We start from the raw sequence: 18,870 nt of genomic DNA on the forward strand, positions 1-18,870 counted from the left end.
GCACAGACGGCCCCTCGTTCGCGTCCCGGACACTGGGAGCAAAGCCGCCTCAAGCACCTCTCCCGGCGAGCCGCAGCTTCTCCTCACTCAGGCACAGCAGCAAATCGGCCAAGTAGCTGAATCCGTCGTCCGACAGGGGTGCAAGACGATGACGCCCTCCTTCACACCCTCCCGACGAGAGCCGCAGGCGGACATTGGAGAACGACGTTCGAACGCCTGAGGAGCAGAACTCGCCCGCGTACAGCAGCGAAGTACAGCAACCACAGCGTCCTTCCCCGTCCAGCAACACCCGCCGGAGACTCTGAGGCGACCTGTATGACCGTCACTGACCGATCTGTGTAGAGCTACGGATCAGAAGGTCCCCGTGCCACATCCGTGCCAGATCCAGCGGGGAGCCACGGGGAACGACAGTGGCGGACGGGTGACTGATCTCCCGTCCGCCTACGCAGTCGCTTCGCAGGTCAGGGAACCGTTTACCCAACCTCGCTCCTAAGGCGGTGCTCATCGCCTGCCCATGTATCCCTGCGCAGGCCCCCTTGACCTGGCTCTGGTCCCCCAGGTGTCCCCTGGCAGAGGGCGGCTCACGGAACGCCGCCGGTCGTAGGCGGTTAACGGAGCCCGCTGGAAGGTTGCTCATTCCTGACGATGCTGCCGTGGGTCGGGGAACGCCGGCCCCCAAGTCCGTCGTGCGATAGCAAGCACGTAGTCGGCGCGACCGGGCTCCATCGCCTCGATTGCTTCGGTCACCTTGTCCCTGCCGATTGCCTTCATCCAGCCCCAGTAGCGAGGTTCGTCGGGTTCGATGAAACGGATCAGTTCGCCACGCTGCTCCGGGCCGATCATCCGGAACGTGGCGAAACGCTCCTCGTCAGGCGCGCCTTCCAGCAGGGGGAAGAGGCTGCCGGGAGCTTTCGCGTTCAGCACGTCGATCGCCCACCGGGCATCGGCCAAAGCCAGCAGCCTGAGGAATCGGCGTGACCACACACGGGCAGCCATCTCAACGTCCATGGTCTGCAGCAGCTCAAGTGCGTCATCGTCTTCCAAATGTGCCAGCAACTCACTGATCACGTGCATGTTCATGAACGGCAGGATCCCGGCGCGCTGGGACGCACTCACCCGGATCAGAAGATCGGCGGCGATGGGTTGCGGCAGTTCACCTATCCGAGCAGCCGCAGCATCCTCCGCCATGTCAGACACCAGCGAGAGGAGCTTTTCCGCGCCCATTTGGGCCATGCACTCCGCGGCCACTGCCGGTGCCATCACCACCAGGATCATTCTGGTCTGCTCGTGCGGCATCAGTGCCATCCGCGCTGACGCCGGGTTTGCGCCCAGACCAGTGAGGATCGCAGCAGCCTGGCGCGGTTCCAGCGCTGTCAGCCGCTTGGCAGACTGAGCAATGGGCAGCGAAGCGACCTGCGCGGTGAGAACACCGTCCATCGCATCCGCCGGGCCGTCACTCTCCGACGCCTCGAGGTGAGCGATTGAAGGCACCGACTCTGGGCGATGCACGTAGCGGCTGGCGTATGCACGCTGCCAGGCGGCCCGCCACCGGCTCTTCTCAGCCGCGGTGCATCCGCAGACCGACGCGAACGCCAAGACAGTGCTCAGACCGGGTAGATGCTGCCCCGACATGGCGTTGCTGATGGTGCTCCGGAAGAGGGATGTGCCGCATTCAGCGGCCGAGGCCTCCATCTGCCGCAGGGTGGGCGCACCCGCCGAGAGGCGCAACAGGCGCAGTTGGTGCCCGAGTTCGGATACGCTGGTGACGGATTCCGGATCCGGCTGCAGGTCCGGCTGGCTGGCGTCACCCGCCGTCGACGGTGGAGTCACTTCCCGCACCTTCCCATTATGTCCAACACCGAGCCCATCGTGTCCCATGATCTCCCACGTCGGGTGTCCTCATGTGGATCAGACCGGACTCGTCCCTGCTCCATTGATCGCCCCAGCAGGTCCCCCTTTTCCTGGGGGTGCGCCTGTTGAGGCTGCATCGATTCGAGGGGGGTCTCGGTATGTCTGGCATCCGGATGATCTGGCTTGCACTGATGCTGCAACTTGCTGTCATGGTGGCCCTGATCGGCGGTCTGATCTCGCGACTTGATGGCGCAACGCCCGCTCACGCCGTCTTCGTCGGCGCCGGCGCATTCTCCGGCACCGTGCTGCTGCTATTGGCCATGGCAAGCTTCCTGGAACGCCGCTAGAGCAGCAGTCCCTGACAGGCGCTCACCGCAGTCACGCTTGACATTCCTTGGACGAGGCGTGGATGGGATCCATCTACCTGGCGCCCGAGGGTCGCCACGCCGCAGGTATTGCAGGTGGGGCGAGGGCTGACCTTGCGAGGACCGCAAGCGCCCCCTGCAGCTACACACAGGGGTGGACGGTGAAGGACGTCGGCGACAAGGAGTCCTTTGACCTCCTACTCACGGGGGAGGGTAAACGGCTGCACGTCGAGGTCAAGGGGACGACATCCGTGGGGCTGGAGGTCATTCTGACCCGCGCCGAGGTCGAGAAACAGCGGAAGCACTACCCCGACAATGCCCTGGTCGTCGTGCACTCGATCGAGCTGGACCGTTCGGGAGAGGAACCGGCCACGTCTGGGGGTGTCCTGCACTGCACCTCCCCGTGGGTCGTGGAAGACGAACACCTCACGGTGATCTCGTACGCCTATCGGACGCAGGTTGGCATGCAGTCGTCCGGCGAAGTGGCCGGGGAACGGACAAGGTTTCCCCCAGGCGTCCCCCAACAGCGGCAGGCGCAGGAAGCACCGCAGGTGGCAGACGGCGGACGGAGCCCGCCGTAAATCTGCCGTGCCGCAGGAACCGGGCCGTCTCTGGGCCGTCTGAGGGTGGCCAACAGCAACCCCTGACGACCAACAACGACCACGAGGGCGCGGCAGGATGCCGCGCCCTCGTGGTGTGTTCGCCCTGCTAGATCCAGGTGTCCAGCCACATCCGCGACCGCCACTCGTCGATGGTGATCGTCGTGCCGGTGTAGATGGGCCAGAAGTAGATGAAGTTCCACGCGATCAGCAGGACGAGGACGCCCGCGCCCGCCGCTCCCACCACGCGGCGGCGTTCGTCCGAGCCGGGCGGGCCCAGGATGGCGCCGATCATCATCGCCACCGCCAGGCACAGGAACGGGACGAACACGACGGCGTAGAAGTAGAAGATCGTGCGCTCCTGGTACATGAACCAGGGCAGATAGCCCGCCGCGATGGCGCAGGCGATGGCGCCCGCCCGCCAGTCGCGCCGGAACGCCCACCGCCACAGGATGTACAGGACCGCGAAGCACGCCGCCCACCACAGCAGCGGGGTGCCGAGGGCCAGGACCTCGCTGGCGCACTTCTGGCCCGGGGCCGCCGAGCAGCCGGGAGAGCCGGCGGGCGGGGACTCGTAGTAGTACGAGACCGGGCGGCCCGCCACGATCCAGCTCCACGGGTTCGACTGGTAGGTGTGCGGGGAGGTCAGCCCGATGTGGAACAGGTAGACCTCGTGCTCGTAGTGCCACAGGCTGCGCAGCCAGTCGGGCAGGAAGGTCCAGTTGCCGCCCTTGCCGTCGGTGGCCGCCCAGTTGCGGTAGTAGCCGCCGGTGCCGTCCGCGGGGGAGAGGATCCAGCCGATCCAGGACATCAGGTAGACGGCGAGAGCGACCGGTACCGTCGCCACGGCCGTGATGAGCGTGTCGTGCTTGAAGACCGCCAGGTACGGGCGGCGGGCACCGGCCACCCGGCGCGCGCCCGCGTCCCACAGAAGGGCCATCACGCCGAAGAACACGAGGAAGTAGAGGCCGTTCCACTTGGTGCCGATCGCGAGGCCGAGCATGATGCCGGCCATCCAGCGCCAGGGTCGCCGGCCGAGGGAGACGTTGTCGGCGGTGTGGGCATCGGGGCGCACCCGGCCGTCCGCGTCCACCGGGAGCGCCGCCGCCAGTCTGGCCCGGGATTTGTCCCGGTCGATGAGCAGACAGCCGAAGGCCGCCAGCACGAAGAATTCCAGGACGCCGTCCAGCAGCGAGGTACGGCTCATCACGAACTGCAGACCGTCCACCGCCAGCAGAGCCCCGGCCAGGCAGCCCAGGAAGGTCGAGCGGAACAGGCGGCGGCCGATACGGCACAGCATCAGCACCGCCAGCGTGCCGAGCAGCGCGGTCATGAAGCGCCAGCCGAACGGATGGAAACCGAAGACCAGCTCGCCGAGCCCGATCACGTACTTGCCGACCGGCGGATGCACCACATAGGCGGGGTCCGTCGGGATCACCACCTGGTGTGCGTGGTGGATGATCAGGTTGTTGGCGTCCTTCGGCCAGTTGGCCTCGTAGCCGTTGTGGACGAGCGCCCAGGCGTCCTTGGCGTAGTACGTCTCGTCGAATATCACCGCATTGGGCTTGCCGAGGTTCCAGAACCGCATCAGGCCCGCCATGAGCGTCACGAGCAGCGGTCCGACCCACGCGAGCCAGCGCGTGGCGCGGTCGGCGATCTCCTTGCGCACGCCCATCGCCGCCCACAGGCGCGGACTGGGCTCGCTGTACGCGGGGACCAGACGGTCGCGGACATCGCTTCTCGGGGGCTCCGCGTTCCCGAAACGGCGCAGCCGCTGCTGCCACCACGGCCGCTGGTCTTCGGTGGCCTGGACCTGCCGGGTGTGCGTGGAGGACGCGGTACTGGTCACCGCGCCATCGTAGGGAACACGTCTGTGTGAGTCCCGCCCACGGTGCCTGGGAGGATGGAAAACGTGACAGTTACGCCCGGAACCCTGGTCCTTGCCGGTACCCCCATCGGAGACATCGAGGACGCGCCGCCGCGGCTCGCCGCAGAGCTGGCCACCGCCGATGTGATCGCCGCCGAGGACACCCGGCGGCTGCGCCGGCTCACCCAGGCGCTGGGCGTGCAGCCTGCCGGGCGTGTCGTGTCGTACTTCGAGGGCAACGAGTCGGCCCGGACGCCTGAGCTGGTCGAGGCGCTGACGGGCGGGGCGCGGGTGCTGCTGGTGACCGACGCGGGGATGCCGTCCGTCTCCGACCCCGGATACCGGCTGGTGGCCGCCGCCGTGGAGAAGGACGTCCGGGTCACCGCCGTGCCCGGCCCCTCCGCCGTGCTCACCGCGCTCGCGCTGTCCGGGCTGCCCGTCGACCGGTTCTGCTTCGAGGGGTTCCTGCCGCGCAAGGCGGGCGAGCGGCTGTCGAGGCTGCGCGAGGTCGCCGAGGAGCGGCGCACCCTCGTCTACTTCGAGGCCCCGCACCGGCTGCAGGCCGCGCTCGCCGCCATGGCCGAGGTGTTCGGGGACGGGCGCCGGGCGGCCGTGTGCCGCGAGCTCACCAAGACGTACGAGGAAGTCAGGCGCGGGCCCCTGGGCGAGCTGGTGGAGTGGGCCGGGCAGGGCGTACGGGGTGAGATCACCGTCGTCGTGGAGGGCGCCGGGGAGAAGGTCGGGGAGCTGGACGCGGCGGAGCTGGTGCGCAGGGTGCGGGTGCGGGAGGAGGCGGGGGAGCGGCGCAAGGAGGCGATCGCGGCGGTGGCCGTGGAGGCGGGGGTGCCGAAGCGGGAGGTCTTCGACGCGGTGGTGGCGGCGAAGACGGCCGGTCCTTGACCCGCGCTTGAAGCAGCCGCCCGCGCGGCGGAGCCGCGGATCTGGGGGCCCGGTGCCCCCTGTTTCCCCTGTGATGCGCAGTGTCCCGCGTCCTCGAGCGTGCCTTCGTGGGCCCCTCTGAGCAGGACTTATCTCCCATGAGCGCTTGGCCCATGGGCGGGCAAAAGGGGGGTTGTGCAAGGCAAAGGCGAAACGGCGCGATCGGGTGGTTTGGCAAGCGGGATCCAAATCGCCTCCAACACTCGACAGGCCTTGGTGCGTTCGCGTCGGCGAAGGCGTCCACTGGGTGCAGGGACGTTCCCGTCCCTCGTCCCCGCACCGGGGGCGCTTGTCCAGCGGACAAGAGGAGCTGGCATGAGTGAGATCGCAGGGCAGGCCGGTCGGGGTACCGCCACAGCCGTCGTGCACGAGTCCTATTCGTTCGCCTGTATGCGGTGCGGGCACGGCTGGGAGCAGTCGTACGAGATAGAGCACCACGTCGACGGCGACGGCCATGAGTACGTCAGGTATGTAGCCGGAGGCCGGGTCGTCCCGTCGCCTCTGAGCCACCCCACCTGCCAGAACTGCGACAACCATGTGGTGCGCATCATGCGCCCGGGCCGGGTGGCCTCCGCGCAGAACCCCCTGCACCGGCACCACCAGGCCGGGCCGTCCGCGGGGGAGGGCCACGACGAGCCCCCGGCGCACCAGCAGCCGCAGGAGCGCCACCACTGGCACCTCTCGGACCTGCTGCACCCCTTCCACCACCGCAAGGCAGGATGAGGGCCCGCTCCTCGTGAGGCCGCAAGGCCCCGTGAGGGGTGGCGTGCCCCTTTCGTAGGATCGGGGCATGCCTTCCCACACCTCCGACAAGAACGTGCCGCCGCCCCTGCCGGAGCCCCTGCGCGTACCCGTCGCGGACTCGCACACCCATCTCGACATGCAGTCCGGCACGGTGCAGGAGGGCCTGGCCAAGGCCGCGGCGGCCGGCGTGACCGTGGTCGTGCAGGTCGGCTGCGATGTGAAGGGCTCCCGCTGGGCCGCCGAGACGGCCGCGGCGTACGAGCAGGTGCACGCGGCCGTGGCGCTGCACCCGAACGAGGCTCCGCGCATCGTGCACGGTGACCCTGACGGCTGGTCGCGGCAGGGGGCGCGGGAGCCGGGCGGTGACGCGGCCCTGGACGAGGCCCTCGCCGAGATCGACGCCCTCGCGGCCCTCCCGCACGTCAAGGGCGTCGGCGAAACGGGGCTCGACTACTTCCGCACCGGCCCCGAGGGCAAGACCGCGCAGGAGCGCTCCTTCCGCGCGCACATCGAGATCGCCAAACGGCACCGCAAGGCGCTGGTCATTCACGACCGCGACGCCCACGCCGATGTGCTGCGCATCCTCGAGGAGGAGGGCGCGCCCGAGCGGACGGTCTTCCACTGCTACTCGGGTGACGCGGCGATGGCCGAGATCTGCGCCCGTGCGGGGTACTTCATGTCCTTCGCCGGCAATGTCACCTTCAAGAACGCGCAGCCGCTGCGCGACGCGCTCGCCGTGGCTCCCATGGACCTCGTCCTGGTGGAGACCGACGCCCCCTTCCTGACGCCCGCGCCGTACCGCGGACGGCCCAACGCGCCCTACCTCATTCCGCTCACGGTGCGTGCGATGGCCGAGGTCAGAGGGGTCGAGGAGGACGTGCTGGCGGCGGCGCTCGCCCGGAACACGGCCCGCGCCTTCGACTACTGACAGCCGCTGAGCGGAGGCACGTCCGGGGGCGCCCGATGCCCCTCCGGGCGCCCCCGGAGCGAATGGTTCCCGTGTGTAACCGTGTCGCCACACCGAGTAACGGCGTTGCTTGGGAGAGTGACGGCCAGGCGCTAGGTTCTGGTCTCCCGTTTCGGATCCTCTCTGGAGCGTGTCGTCGTGAGCAAACGGCAGTACTCGCCATATGGGACGTACGAACCGCCCCGGGCGTACGGGGACCAACAGCCGCAGGGCCGGGGACACCCGGACACGGACCACCAGCTGTACGCCCAGGCATACCCGGACACGGACCACTCGCCATACACCCAGGTGTGCCCGGACACCTACCGGGCCTCGTACGAGGCCCGGGTCCGCGCGGCGCGCGCAGGGCAGACGCAGGCGCAGATAAGGCCGCCGCAGACGTGGCAGCCCCCGCAGGCGAGGCAACCGCTGCCCCGTCCGGACACGGAAGGCGGCGGCCCCGCAGCCACCGGCCCCCGAGCGCAGGCCCGGCACGCCGCCCACCGCAGGAAGTCCCGCAAGCGCCCCGACCCCATGCGCCGCCTCCTCCCCCAGGCGCTGGTCGTCGCCTTCCTCGCCGGCGGCACCACCGCGTTCGTCGCCAAGGACAAGGCGGTCGAGCTGATGGTCGACGGCAGGCCGCGCATTCTGCACACCTTCGCCGACGACGTGGGGGAACTCCTCGCCCATGAGGGCATCTCCGTGGGCAGGCACGATGTCGTCGCCCCCTCGCTCGGCACGCCGATCGCCAGCGGTGACGAGATCGCGGTCCGCTTCGGGCGCCCGGTGGTCCTCACCATCGACGGCCGCAGGCGCCGGCTGTGGACCACCGCGCCCACCGTGGACGGCGCGCTCCAGCAGCTCGGGGTGCGCGCGGAGGGCGCGTACGTGTCCACCTCGCGTTCCCGGCGTATCGGCCGCCAGGGGCTGGAGCTGGACGTCCGTACCCAGCGCTCGGTGACGGTCATGGCGGACGGGCAGGCGCGCACGATCCGCACCAACGCGGCGACCGTCCGCGAGGCCGTCGAACAGGCCGGAGTCACCCTGCACGGCCAGGACACCACCTCCGCGGCGCCCGAGAGCTTCCCCAGCGAGGGGGAGACGGTGACGGTTCTGCGGGTGAAGGGCTCCGAGGAGATCCGGGAGGAGCCGATCCCGTTCGAGGTGCAGCGCACCCGTGACGCGAGCCTGTTCCAGGGCACGGTGGTCGTGGCACGCGCGGGCCGGCCGGGCACGCGCCGGGTGACCTACGTCCTGCGGACCGTCAACGGCGTCAGACAGGAACCGCTGCGGATCGGCTCCGAGGTGGTGGAGCAGCCGCAGACCCAGCTGGTGAGGGTGGGCGCCAAGGCGCGCCCGGCCTCGGTGGCGGGCGCGGAGGCCTTGAACTGGAACCGGCTCGCGGACTGCGAGTCGGGGGGCAAGCCGGGCGCGGTCGACCCCTCCGGTACCTACGGCGGTCTCTACCAGTTCGACCGGCCCACCTGGCGCAGCCTGGGCGGGTCCGGCAGACCGGAGGACGCCCCGGCCGAGGAGCAGACCTACCGTGCGAAGAAGCTGTACGTACGCCAGGGCACCAGCCCCTGGCCGCACTGCGGGCACCGGCTGTACCGGTGAGCGGATGCTCCTGTGCCCTGCCGGTGCCCGTACCGGTGAGCGGGCGGGCCGGTGGCGCGGCCCGCCCGCGGGCACGCGTGCGCGGCCGCCCCGCGCCGCCCCGTACCCTTGCTCCGTGAGCAGCCCCACCCCCGACGCCCTCCTGGGTCCCGCCGACGTCCGTGAACTGGCGGCGGCCCTCGGCGTACGGCCCACCAAGCAGCGCGGCCAGAACTTCGTCATCGACGCCAACACCGTGCGGCGCATCGTGCGCACCGCCGACGTACGGCCCGACGACGTCGTGGTGGAGGTGGGCCCCGGGCTCGGATCGCTGACCCTGGCGCTGCTGGAGGTCGCCCGGCATGTCACGGCGGTCGAGATCGACGACGTGCTCGCGGCGGCGCTGCCCTCGACCATCGCGGCCCGGATGCCGGGCCGCGCCGAGCGGTTCGCGCTGGTGCACTCCGACGCCCTGCACGTACGGGAGCTGCCGGGGCCGGCGCCCACCGCGCTCGTCGCGAATCTGCCCTACAACGTCGCCGTGCCCGTCCTCCTCCATATGCTCGACACCTTCCCGGGCATCGAGCGGACGCTGGTGATGGTGCAGTCCGAGGTCGCCGACCGGCTGGCCGCCGCACCCGGCTCGAAGGTGTACGGCGTGCCGTCCGTGAAGGCCAACTGGTACGCCGACGTCAAGCGCGCCGGAGCCATCGGGCGCAATGTCTTCTGGCCCGCGCCCAATGTCGACAGCGGGCTCGTCTCGCTGGTCAGGCGGGCCGAGCCGGTCAAGACCTCCGCGTCGAAGCGCGAGGTGTTCGCGGTGGTGGACGCGGCGTTCGCCCAGCGGCGCAAGACGCTGCGGGCCGCGCTCGCCGGATGGGCGGGCTCGGCCGCCGCGGCGGAGGCCGCGCTGGTCGCCGCCGGGGTCTCGCCGCAGGCACGCGGGGAGTCGCTGACGGTGGAGGAGTTCGCCCGCATCGCGGAGAACCGGGTGCCCGAGAGCAAGGGACGGACCCAGCAGTGAGCGTGACCGTTCGCGTCCCGGCCAAGGTCAATGTGCAGCTCGCGGTGGGCGCGGCCCGCCCCGACGGCTTCCACGACCTGGCGAACGTCTTCCTGGCCGTCGGCCTGTACGACGAGATCACCGTGTCCCCGGCCGACGAGCTGCGCGTCACATGCTCGGGGCCGGACGCCGCGCAGGTGCCGCTCGACCGCACGAACCTCGCGGCGCGCGCCGCGCTGACCCTCGCCGAGCGCCACGGGCTCGACGCGGCCGTGCACATCCACATCGCCAAGGACATCCCGGTCGCCGGCGGCATGGCGGGCGGCAGCGCGGACGGGGCGGGAGCCCTGGTGGCCTGTGACGCGCTGTGGGGAACCCGGGCGTCCCGCGAGGAACTCCTCGGCATCTGCGCCGGGTTGGGCAGCGATGTGCCGTTCGCTCTGGTGGGCGGGGCGGCGCTGGGCACCGGGCGGGGCGAGAAGCTGACGGTGCTGGAGACCGGCGGGGCCTTCCACTGGGTGTTCGCCATGGCCGCGCGGGGTCTGTCGACCCCGGCGGTGTTCCGTGAGTTCGACCGGCTGAACGACGGCGTACGCATCCCCGAGCCCGTCGCCTCACAGGACCTCCTGGACGCGCTGGCGAAGGGGGACACCGACGCGCTCGCGGCGGCGGTCTCCAACGACCTCCAGCCCGCCGCGCTGTCGCTGTTCCCGGAACTCGCGGCCACGCTGGCGGAGGGCCGGGCGGCCGGGGCTCTGGCCGCTCTGGTGTCCGGTTCGGGCCCGACGACGGCGTTCCTGGCGCGCGACGCGGCCGGGGCCGTACGGATCGCCGAGGCACTGGCGGCCTCCGGCACGTGCAGGACGGCGCGGGTGGCGGCATCGCCGACGCCGGGCGCGACCGTGCTCTGAACCCGGCCCGCGGCCAACGTACGCGTACTCAGATCCAGTTGAGTACGAGCGCGCTCACGCGCCCCCCGGCGCCCGCGCGACCGTACCTCCATGAGATCCAGCGAACTGGCCGCCGCCACCCCGGCATCCCGTGACCGCTACGCCGATCTGCTGAGGGTCGCCTCGCTCGGCACCGTCGTGCTCGGGCACTGGCTGATGGCGGCCGTGTCCCTGGGCGCGGACGGGCGGGTCCAGGTCGGCAACCTGCTCGCCCTCCAGCCCCGGCTCCAGCTGCTGACCTGGGTGTTCCAGGTCATGCCGGTGTTCTTCTTCGTCGGCGGCTTCGCCCACGCCCTCTCCTGCCGCTCGGCCCGCCGCACCCACGCCCATGCCTACCCGGTCTTCCTTCGAGCCCGGCTCCAGCGGCTGCTGCGGCCGACCGCCGCCTTCATCGGCATATGGGGCGCGGCGGCGCTCGTACTCGAACTGACCGGGAAGGGCGGTGGGTTGATCGACGTCAGCCTGCGACTGGTCGCGCAGCCCCTGTGGTTCGTGGGGATCTACCTCATCATGGCCGCCTTCACCCCACCGCTCCTCAGGCTCCACGAGCGGTACGGATGGGCCGTGTTCGGCGCGCTCGTCGCCGCGGCCGTGCTGGTCGACGTGCTGCGCTTCGGCCTCGACGTGCCCTATGTCGCCTTCCTCAACTTCGCCTTCGTCTGGCTCGCGGTCCACCAGCTCGGGTTCCTGCGCGCGGACGGACGGCTCACCCGCCCCTGGCTCCTCGCGGGCGCCGGACTCGCCGGGGCGGTACTGCTGGTGGCGTCCGGGCCGTATCCGCTGTCGATGGTCGGGATGCCCGGCGAGAAGATCTCCAACATGGCGCCTCCCACACTCGCGCTGCTGTGCCACGGGCTGTGGCTGGTCGGCGCGGTGGAACTGCTGCGCGGGCCCGCCACCCGGTGGCTGAACCGCCCGCGCGTGTGGCGCACGGTCGTCGTCGCGGGCACCGTCTCCATGACCGCGTTCCTGTGGCATCTCACCGCGATGCTCGGCGTCTACGGGGTGCTGCTGGCCGCTCATGTCCGCCTGCCGGAACCCGGATCCGGTACATGGTGGATGCAGGTACCCTTGCGATTCCTGGCTGCCGCGGCGCTGACCGGCGTCCTGGTGGCCGTCTTCCGTGCGTTCGAAAAACCCTCGGGCGCCCGGGAGTCACGTGCGCCGCGCGCCTGGGCGGGACCCGCCGCCGCGCTCGGCGCCACCCTCAGCCTCCTCGGAGTGCTCGGACTGTCGCTGGTCGGCTTCGGGGGACTTCTGGAAGGCAGTACGGCACTGCTGATAGCCGTACATGTCACCGCCCCCGCGTCGGTGGCGATGACCTTGGCGGGGTGGCTGCTGGTGGAACGGGCGGGGCGGGCGGCCTGAGGTTCAGAAGTCGTCGATGGCGGTCAGGTCGATGTCGATGGAGTAGGGCACGTCGAGTTTGAGACGATCGTGGTGAATTCCGGTCAAGGCGTACGTACGGGTAGTCCGGGCCAACTCGTAGACCTGGACAACCGGGCGGCTTGCCGGACCTGCCATCTCGACCAGCCAGTAATGGCCGATGCCCGCTGCCGCGTACTTGTGCGGCTTGGTGAATCGGTCGCGTGAGTCGGACTCCGGGGAGACGACCTCAACGGCCAGCACTGCATCCCCCCCGTGGAAGTACGTCTGATCCGGCCCTGTCTTGGCGCTCGCCTTGATGACGGCAATGTCCGGCTCGGGCCCGTTGCGCCGGTCCAGCACGACAGTCATCTCGCGAACAACCTTCAGCTCAGGCGGAAGGGAGCCGCGCAAGCCGCTCACCAGCAGGTCGATCGCTGAGAAGTGGAAGTAGCGCTGCGGGCTCACGAAGACCAGGCTCCCGTCGATCAACTCGGTGTGCGGCGGGAGATCGGGCAGTGTGAACAGGTCCTCCACCGTGTATCCGTCCATCGGCGGCATCGGCCAGCGAGGCTGCCCGGTGGACTCGGCGGTCATGGTTCCTCCCATGGACGGGATCCTGCTGCCCTGGCTCCACGGTAGCGGCCGGATGGCGATCACGTCACCACAAAGAGTGACGACCCGCGTGCGTCCCGTCGCCTTGCCCCGAGGGCCTAGGCTTGAAGGCTGATCGAGCCCCGTGTCAGGAGTGAAATGGCCGTCAACCTGGTCAATGTCGAGAACGTCAGCAAGGTGTACGGCACCCGTGCGCTGCTCGACGGTATCTCGCTCGGCGTCTCCGAAGGGGACCGTATCGGTGTCGTCGGCCGCAACGGCGACGGCAAGACCACACTGATCCGGATGCTCGCCAAGCTGGAGGAGGCCGACACCGGCCGCGTCACCCACTCCGGCGGACTGCACCTCGGCGTGCTCACCCAGCACGACTCCCTCGATCCGGCCGCCACCGTGCGTCACGAGGTCATCCGGGACATGGCCGACCATGAGTGGGCGGGCAACGCCAAGATCCGGGACGTGCTCACCGGGCTGTTCGGCGGGCTCGACCTGCCGGGCTTCCCCCAGGGGCTCGACACCGTCATCGCACCGCTGTCCGGTGGTGAGCGGCGCCGGATCGCGCTGGCCAAGCTGCTCATCGAGGAGCAGGACCTGATCGTCCTCGACGAGCCCACCAACCACCTCGACGTCGAGGGCATCGCCTGGCTCGCCCAGCATCTGCGCGAGCGCCGCTCCGCGCTCGTGTGCGTCACCCACGACCGGTGGTTCCTGGACCAGGTGTGCACCCGTATGTGGGATGTGCAGCGGGGCACGGTCTACGAGTACGAGGGCGGTTACTCCGACTATGTCTTCGCCCGGGCCGAGCGCGAGCGCATCGCCGCCACCGAGGAGGTCAAGCGGCAGAACCTCGTCCGCAAGGAGCTGGCCTGGCTGCGGCGCGGCGCACCCGCCCGTACCTCCAAGCCCCGCTTCCGCGTCGAGGCCGCCAACGAGCTGATCAAGGACGTGCCGCCGCCCCGGGACAGCAGCGAGCTGATGAAGTTCGCCTCGTCGCGGCTCGGCAGGACCGTCTTCGACCTCGAGAACGTCAGCGTCCAGGCCGGACCCAAGACGCTGCTCGAACACGTCACCTGGCAGCTCGGCCCCGGCGACCGCATCGGCCTCGTCGGCGTGAACGGCGCGGGCAAGACCTCCCTGCTGCGCGCCATGACGGACGCCGCCCGCAGCGAGGGCGAGAAGCAGCCGGCCGGCGGCCGGATCGCCGTGGGCAAGACCGTCAAGCTGGCCTACCTGTCGCAGGAGGTCGCCGAGCTCGACCCCACCTGGCGGGTCCTGGAGGCCGTGCAGAAGATCCGCGAGCGCGTGGACCTCGGCAAGGGGCGCGAGATGACCGCCGGCCAGCTGTGCGAGACCTTCGGCTTCACCAAGGAGAAGCAGTGGACGCCCGTCGGAGACCTGTCCGGCGGTGAGCGGCGACGGCTCCAGCTGCTTCGCCTCCTCATGGACGAGCCCAACGTCCTGTTCCTGGACGAGCCCACCAACGACCTCGACATCGACACCCTCACCCAGCTCGAGGACGTCCTCGACGGCTGGCCAGGCTCGATGATCGTGATCTCCCACGACCGGTTCTTCGTGGAGCGGACCACGGACAAGGTGTTCGCCCTCCTCGGCGACGCCACCCTGCGGATGCTGCCCCGCGGCATCGACGAGTACCTGGAGCGGCGCCACCGCATGGAGGAGGCCGCCGCGGCGGCCACCGCCCCGGCGCCCGCCGTGCAGAAGTCCGCCGTCTCCGCTGCCGACGCACGCGCCGCGAAGAAGGAACTCCAGCGGATCGAGCGGCAGTTGGACAAGATCTCCGAGCGGGAGGAAAAACTCCACCGTCAGATCGCCGACAACGCAACGGATTTCGAGAAGGTGGCCGGCCTGGATGCCGAGCTGCGTGAACTCACCGGGGAGCGCGAGGAGCTGGAGCTTCGCTGGCTGGAACTCGCCGAGGACGCATAGGACTTCGGCAGGCGGCGCGCAGGCGGCGTGAAGGGCGCGTGAAGGCGCGTAACGAGGGCATCACGGGCCGGTCCTCCCTTGGGAACAGGGGTGGGACCGGCCCCATGTTCATGGGCGCCGCAGTGATACAAAGAGCGGTCTTGAAAGAGATCTGAGTACTACCGGTGTGGCCGAAACCGAGCACCACGAGCGTGGGGCCACATCGGTCAAAGGGGGAACACGCTGATGAGTCAGCCACCGGACCAGCCTGCGCAGGGCGGTTTCGGGGCGCCGCAGAATTCGCCTCAGGGCGGCTTCGGAGCCCCGCCGGACCCGCAGCCGCCCGCGCAGCCGCCGCCGGGCACCGGCTACCCCCAGCGGCCCGGCCCGTACAGCCGGCCCGGCCCCTACGCGCAACCCGGTCCCAATGCCGCGCCCCGGTCCGGCTACGGCTGTCCGCCGCAGCAGCAGCCGCAGTTCCCCGGTACGCCCACTGCGCCGCTCGGCGGTTCCAGGAACCCCTTCAGTGACGGCTCGCTGCGCTCCACGCTCCGGTCCGGCAAAGCCGATTCCCCCTCACCCGACTGCAAGTCGGCCTTCTTCGGCAGTGACCTGACGGCATGCAGCGGCGTGGTGGTCGACGCGAACACCCCGTACGTGCCCAGCGGCACGCAGCGAGGCAGCTCGAACGAGATCGTCGCGTTCGGCCGCGGCGCCGTCCTTCCTGACCATTCACGTTCGAGGCGACCGACAACGTGGACGGGCTGTGTCTCCGCGACCCAGCTGTTCGGCCAGACCCAGACGAACGCCAAGCTGATGCCGGCCTGCGGCAAGTGACCCGGCTGCCGGCTTCTCCGTCCCCGTCCACCACCCTTCCGATTCTTCCGTCCCTCGAGGTACCCACATCATGAGCCAGCCGCCCCCGCCCCCGAACCAGCCGCCATCGGGCGGCTTCGGCGCCCCCCAGGATCAGCCGCCGGGCGGTTTCGGACCCCAGCAGGACCCGCAGCCCGGCGGTTTCGGCCCACCGGCGTCCACGCCCGCGATGCCCCCCGCGTCTCCGCCCGCGCCCGCGCAGACCCCGCCCCCCGCGCAGGGCCCGGGATACGGCTATCCGCAGCCGGCGACCCCGCCGCAGCAGCCGTACGGCTACCCCCAGACGCCGCCCGGCCCGACCGGATACCCGCAGCAGCCGGGCTACGGCTACCCGAATCAGCAGCCCGGGTACGGCTACCCGAACCAGCAGCCCGGCTACGGCTATCCGCAGCCGGGGACCGTTCCCATGCAGCCGGGGCCCGCCCAGAGCAGTGGCCGCAAGGGCCTGGGCGCCCAGGTGTGGATCATCGTCTCGGCGGTGGTGGCCATCGCGCTGATCGTCGGCGGCGGCGTCTGGTACGCGAAGAGCTCGTCGGGGGGCGACGGGCCACACCCCCGTCCCCACCCTCACCCGAACCCCGGTGCGAACTCGGCCAAGGAAAAGGTCCCGGCCGACCCCAAGGCCGAGCTCGTCCTGCAGCTGCCCGCCCCGAAGATCACCGACAACGACGAGTACGACACCATCGCCGGCTCCTGGCTCACCGACTCCGTCTACGCCAAGGCCGGTATCAACAAGATCGTCGGATACCGCGCGGACACCGGCACCACCGCGTGGACGCTGCCGCTGAACGGCCAGGCCTGCGCGGGCTCGCACGAGGTCAGCTCCTCCGGCGTCGCCGTCGTGATCACCGAGACGCGCAAGCGGACCGGAAAGGACGACCACGTGGGATGCGGGGACGTGACCGCGTTCGACGTCTCCAGCGGCAAGCTGCTGTGGACCAAGTCGATCAGCGTCTCGGACGACCCGATCCGCTTCGAGGAGGTCGCGATCAGCGGCAACACGGCCGCCGCCGCGGGCTACGAGGGCGGCGCAGGCTTCGACCTGGCCAACGGCAAGATCCTGTGGCAGCCCAAGGCCGGCTCCTGCCAGGACATGGGCTACGCGGGCGGCGAGCAGCTCGTCGCGGAGCGCCAGTGCGGCGACTACGACAACGAGACGTACCAGATACAGGTCCTCGAACCGGCGACGGGCGCCGTGAAGTCGACCTACTCCCTCCCCAGGGGCCTGAGCGACGCCAAGGTGATCTCCACCAAGCCGGTGGTGTTCGGCGTGGAATCCGGTGCCACCGACAGCGACACCGGCATCTCGGATGTCTTCTCGCTGGACGACTCCGGCAAGCTGCGCACGAAGATCTCGCTGTCGGGCGGCAAGTACGACCCCGACTGCGAAAAGATCAACACCTGCCACGGCATCGCGGTCGGCAACGACATGCTCTATGTGCCGACGAAGAAGCACGACGGCTCCGCCGACTACAGCGACACGAACGAGATCGTCGCGTTCTCGCTGGCCACCGGGAAGATGAGCCCGAACAAGACCGACGCGGGCGACGACTGCGAGCTCTACCCGATCCGTATGGACGGCCCGAACCTGCTGGCCTACAAGGAGGGTTCGTACAACGAGGGCGCGCAGGTGGTCACGATCGACGCCGGGACCATGAAGGCGAGCACTCTGCTGAAGACGCCCTCCACCGAGCAGGCGCGCAACCAGATCAGCGACTTGGACCCCGAGAGCTCGGAGCTGCTCTTCGCCCACGGCCGGCTCTTCCTCGCCCGGGACTCGGTGGACAGATTCACGGCGGATGAGAAGGAGAACGTAGCGCTCGGCTACGGCGTGAAGTAGTACGCACGGCGCGCACGGAAGGCCTCGCTCCTGCTCAGGGGCGGGGTCTTTCGCGTACCCCTCATCAGGCTCGAATGGTACGGATTTCGGAAATCCCAGGCACTTCTCGCCGATTGGGGAAGCGCAACGTCGAACAAGCGTGTAGCTTCCGGGTGCATGAAAGGCAGAGGGTGCCACCGGGGCCTTCTGTCCCTTAGGGCCGACAGGCATCCATAGTGGGCATCCGTGGGGGGACTGGGGGGTTGCTCGATGGGAGTGCGGCTCATGGTGGTCGACGACCACAGGCTGCTGGCCGAGGCGCTGGCCTCGGCACTGAAGCTGCGGGGGCACCGGGTGCTTGCCGCGGCGGCGCCCAGCGCGGGCGCGGCGGAACTGGTGATCACCAGGGCGCCCGAGGTATGTCTGCTGGGCACGGCGGCGCCCGCCGAGGCGGGCACGTTCGACCCGGTGGTGCGGATCAAGCGGGAGCGTCCGCAGGTCGCGGTGGTGGTCCTCGGGCCGGTGCCGAACCCGCGCGGGATCGCGGCGGCGTTCGCCGCCGGCGCCTCGGGATACGTACGGCACGACGAACGCATCGAGGGTGTGGAGCGGGCCATCATGAAGGCCCGGGCCGGTGAGGCTGCGGTGGCACCGCAGCTGCTGCAGGGTGCGTTCAGCGAACTGCTCCATCCGGCGGCTCAGCCGGACGACGAGGGGCAGCGCCTGCTGCAGATGCTGACCCCGCGCGAGGTGGAGGTCCTGGTGCGGGTCGCGGACGGGGAGGACACCCGGCTGATCGCAGCCGGTATGGGCATCGCCCCGTCGACGGCACGCACCCATGTCCAGCGGGTCCTGATGAAGCTGGGCGTGGGCTCACGCCTGGAGGCCGCCGCCCTCGCGGCCCGCACAGGTCTGCTGGACCGTGCGGGCCCGTTCACCGGCGCCTCCGCGTCGAGGGCGGACGCGGCGCCGGGACAGCCGTAGCCGGTGTCCCGGCGGAGACGGACCCCTCCCTCGGGTCGCCCTCGGGCCGCCCCTGGGGAGGGGCCGGCCGGCCCGCGAGCCCGAACGAAAGACCCTAGTCCTGCTCGGTGGTCTCCGCGGCGCTCTCCGGCAGCGGCGGCGCGGGCGGGGCCGCCGGGCGCAGCTTCAGCCAGAGAAGGAAGAACACGCCGAGCAGCAGCATGCCCAGGCCGGTCCACAGGTTGATGTTGACGCCCTGGGCCTTGCGGATGTCGGCGTCGGAGGCGGTGAAGCCCGCGATCATCACGATGACGCCGTACAGGACGAACAGACCGCCGATGATGCGGCGCAGGTCGAAGATCCGCGCGGCGGTCGCGGACTTGCCCTCGAGATCGGTGACCGCACGCTGGACGTCACGCTCGGAGTACTCGGACATGGTCTCTCAATCC

The 18,870-nt window shown here is 70.2% G+C and carries 17 protein-coding genes; 13 read left to right on the forward strand and 4 right to left on the reverse strand.

Going from position 1 to position 18,870, the window contains the following annotated elements:
* Positions 1-633 precede the first annotated feature (633 nt).
* Complete coding sequence (locus tag ABZ845_RS07345; RefSeq protein WP_360974073.1) at positions 634-1,839, reverse strand: helix-turn-helix domain-containing protein; 1,206 nt, start codon at positions 1,837-1,839, stop codon at positions 634-636.
* 170 nt (positions 1,840-2,009) lie between these two features.
* Here ABZ845_RS07345 and ABZ845_RS07350 point away from each other — a divergent pair, with 170 nt between their 5' ends.
* Both ABZ845_RS07350 and ABZ845_RS07355 read left to right on the forward strand, forming a co-directional pair.
* A complete protein-coding gene (locus tag ABZ845_RS07350) occupies positions 2,010-2,198 on the forward strand; it encodes a hypothetical protein (RefSeq protein WP_360974076.1) in 189 nt (62 codons plus the stop codon).
* A gap of 62 nt (positions 2,199-2,260) precedes the next feature.
* Entirely contained in the window at positions 2,261-2,797 is a 537-nt protein-coding gene (locus ABZ845_RS07355) for a DUF3883 domain-containing protein (RefSeq protein WP_360974079.1), read from the forward strand.
* A 127-nt stretch (positions 2,798-2,924) separates the two neighbouring features.
* On the opposite strand, the gene ABZ845_RS07360 is transcribed toward ABZ845_RS07355, so the two are convergent.
* On the reverse strand, positions 2,925-4,664 hold the full coding sequence (locus ABZ845_RS07360) for a phospholipid carrier-dependent glycosyltransferase (RefSeq protein ID WP_360974082.1): 1,740 nt from the start codon (positions 4,662-4,664) through the stop codon (positions 2,925-2,927).
* A gap of 63 nt (positions 4,665-4,727) precedes the next feature.
* Here ABZ845_RS07360 and rsmI point away from each other — a divergent pair, with 63 nt between their 5' ends.
* The 7 genes from rsmI (at position 4,728) to ABZ845_RS07395 (ending at position 12,228) form a co-directional block, all read left to right on the forward strand.
* Entirely contained in the window at positions 4,728-5,582 is an 855-nt protein-coding gene (gene rsmI / locus ABZ845_RS07365; protein ID WP_360974085.1) for a 16S rRNA (cytidine(1402)-2'-O)-methyltransferase, read from the forward strand.
* Positions 5,583-5,936: 354 nt separating this feature from the next.
* The gene (locus tag ABZ845_RS07370; protein WP_360974088.1) at positions 5,937-6,344 is read left to right on the forward strand and encodes a hypothetical protein; all 408 of its coding nucleotides are present in this window, start codon (positions 5,937-5,939) and stop codon (positions 6,342-6,344) included.
* A 67-nt stretch (positions 6,345-6,411) separates the two neighbouring features.
* Positions 6,412-7,293, forward strand: coding sequence for a TatD family hydrolase (locus tag ABZ845_RS07375; protein ID WP_360974091.1), 882 nt, complete (start codon positions 6,412-6,414; stop codon positions 7,291-7,293).
* Positions 7,294-7,470: 177 nt separating this feature from the next.
* Positions 7,471-8,928 (forward strand): ubiquitin-like domain-containing protein, encoded by a 1,458-nt coding sequence (locus ABZ845_RS07380; RefSeq protein WP_360974094.1) that lies wholly within the window; start codon positions 7,471-7,473, stop codon positions 8,926-8,928.
* 115 nt (positions 8,929-9,043) lie between these two features.
* Positions 9,044-9,931: a 16S rRNA (adenine(1518)-N(6)/adenine(1519)-N(6))-dimethyltransferase RsmA gene (gene rsmA / locus ABZ845_RS07385; protein ID WP_360974097.1), complete on the forward strand. Its 888-nt coding sequence runs from the start codon at positions 9,044-9,046 to the stop codon at positions 9,929-9,931.
* Positions 9,928-10,821: a 4-(cytidine 5'-diphospho)-2-C-methyl-D-erythritol kinase gene (locus tag ABZ845_RS07390; protein WP_360974100.1), complete on the forward strand. Its 894-nt coding sequence runs from the start codon at positions 9,928-9,930 to the stop codon at positions 10,819-10,821. Before rsmA ends, ABZ845_RS07390 begins: the two co-directional genes overlap by 4 nt.
* A gap of 90 nt (positions 10,822-10,911) precedes the next feature.
* Entirely contained in the window at positions 10,912-12,228 is a 1,317-nt protein-coding gene (locus ABZ845_RS07395) for an acyltransferase (RefSeq protein ID WP_360974103.1), read from the forward strand.
* A 3-nt stretch (positions 12,229-12,231) separates the two neighbouring features.
* On the opposite strand, the gene ABZ845_RS07400 is transcribed toward ABZ845_RS07395, so the two are convergent.
* Positions 12,232-12,834, reverse strand: coding sequence for a Uma2 family endonuclease (locus ABZ845_RS07400; protein ID WP_360974106.1), 603 nt, complete (start codon positions 12,832-12,834; stop codon positions 12,232-12,234).
* 144 nt (positions 12,835-12,978) lie between these two features.
* On the opposite strand from ABZ845_RS07400, the gene ABZ845_RS07405 reads away from it, so the two are divergent.
* The 4 genes from ABZ845_RS07405 to ABZ845_RS07420 all read left to right on the forward strand — a co-directional run bounded on the left by ABZ845_RS07405 (position 12,979) and on the right by ABZ845_RS07420 (position 18,442).
* The gene (locus ABZ845_RS07405; RefSeq protein ID WP_360974109.1) at positions 12,979-14,784 is read left to right on the forward strand and encodes an ABC-F family ATP-binding cassette domain-containing protein; all 1,806 of its coding nucleotides are present in this window, start codon (positions 12,979-12,981) and stop codon (positions 14,782-14,784) included.
* A 225-nt stretch (positions 14,785-15,009) separates the two neighbouring features.
* Positions 15,010-15,600 carry a hypothetical protein gene (locus tag ABZ845_RS07410; RefSeq protein ID WP_360974112.1) on the forward strand — a complete coding sequence of 197 codons (591 nt, stop codon included), beginning with the start codon at positions 15,010-15,012 and terminating at the stop codon, positions 15,598-15,600.
* Between the two features lie 70 nt (positions 15,601-15,670).
* Positions 15,671-17,479: a PQQ-binding-like beta-propeller repeat protein gene (locus ABZ845_RS07415; protein ID WP_360974115.1), complete on the forward strand. Its 1,809-nt coding sequence runs from the start codon at positions 15,671-15,673 to the stop codon at positions 17,477-17,479.
* Positions 17,480-17,728: 249 nt separating this feature from the next.
* Positions 17,729-18,442, forward strand: a complete 714-nt coding sequence (locus tag ABZ845_RS07420; protein WP_360974118.1) for a LuxR C-terminal-related transcriptional regulator — start codon at positions 17,729-17,731, stop codon at positions 18,440-18,442.
* 94 nt (positions 18,443-18,536) lie between these two features.
* On the opposite strand, the gene ABZ845_RS07425 is transcribed toward ABZ845_RS07420, so the two are convergent.
* Positions 18,537-18,857: a hypothetical protein gene (locus ABZ845_RS07425; RefSeq protein WP_360974121.1), complete on the reverse strand. Its 321-nt coding sequence runs from the start codon at positions 18,855-18,857 to the stop codon at positions 18,537-18,539.
* Positions 18,858-18,870 lie beyond the last annotated feature (13 nt).

The sequence above is a fragment of the Streptomyces sp. NPDC047022 genome, from assembly GCF_040644155.1.
Lineage (GTDB): Bacteria > Actinomycetota > Actinomycetes > Streptomycetales > Streptomycetaceae > Streptomyces.

Coding starts and splice junctions, on each gene's coding strand:
- ABZ845_RS07410 (WP_360974112.1), top strand. CDS start 15,010: ATGAGTCAGCCACCGGACCAGCCTGCGCAGGGCGGTTTCGGGGCGCCG.
- ABZ845_RS07375 (WP_360974091.1), top strand. CDS start 6,412: ATGCCTTCCCACACCTCCGACAAGAACGTGCCGCCGCCCCTGCCGGAG.
- ABZ845_RS07415 (WP_360974115.1), top strand. CDS start 15,671: ATGAGCCAGCCGCCCCCGCCCCCGAACCAGCCGCCATCGGGCGGCTTC.
- ABZ845_RS07420 (WP_360974118.1), top strand. CDS start 17,729: ATGGGAGTGCGGCTCATGGTGGTCGACGACCACAGGCTGCTGGCCGAG.
- ABZ845_RS07425 (WP_360974121.1), bottom strand. CDS start 18,857: ATGTCCGAGTACTCCGAGCGTGACGTCCAGCGTGCGGTCACCGATCTC.
- ABZ845_RS07405 (WP_360974109.1), top strand. CDS start 12,979: ATGGCCGTCAACCTGGTCAATGTCGAGAACGTCAGCAAGGTGTACGGC.
- ABZ845_RS07355 (WP_360974079.1), top strand. CDS start 2,261: ATGGGATCCATCTACCTGGCGCCCGAGGGTCGCCACGCCGCAGGTATT.
- ABZ845_RS07370 (WP_360974088.1), top strand. CDS start 5,937: ATGAGTGAGATCGCAGGGCAGGCCGGTCGGGGTACCGCCACAGCCGTC.
- ABZ845_RS07400 (WP_360974106.1), bottom strand. CDS start 12,834: ATGGGAGGAACCATGACCGCCGAGTCCACCGGGCAGCCTCGCTGGCCG.
- ABZ845_RS07350 (WP_360974076.1), top strand. CDS start 2,010: ATGTCTGGCATCCGGATGATCTGGCTTGCACTGATGCTGCAACTTGCT.
- ABZ845_RS07395 (WP_360974103.1), top strand. CDS start 10,912: ATGAGATCCAGCGAACTGGCCGCCGCCACCCCGGCATCCCGTGACCGC.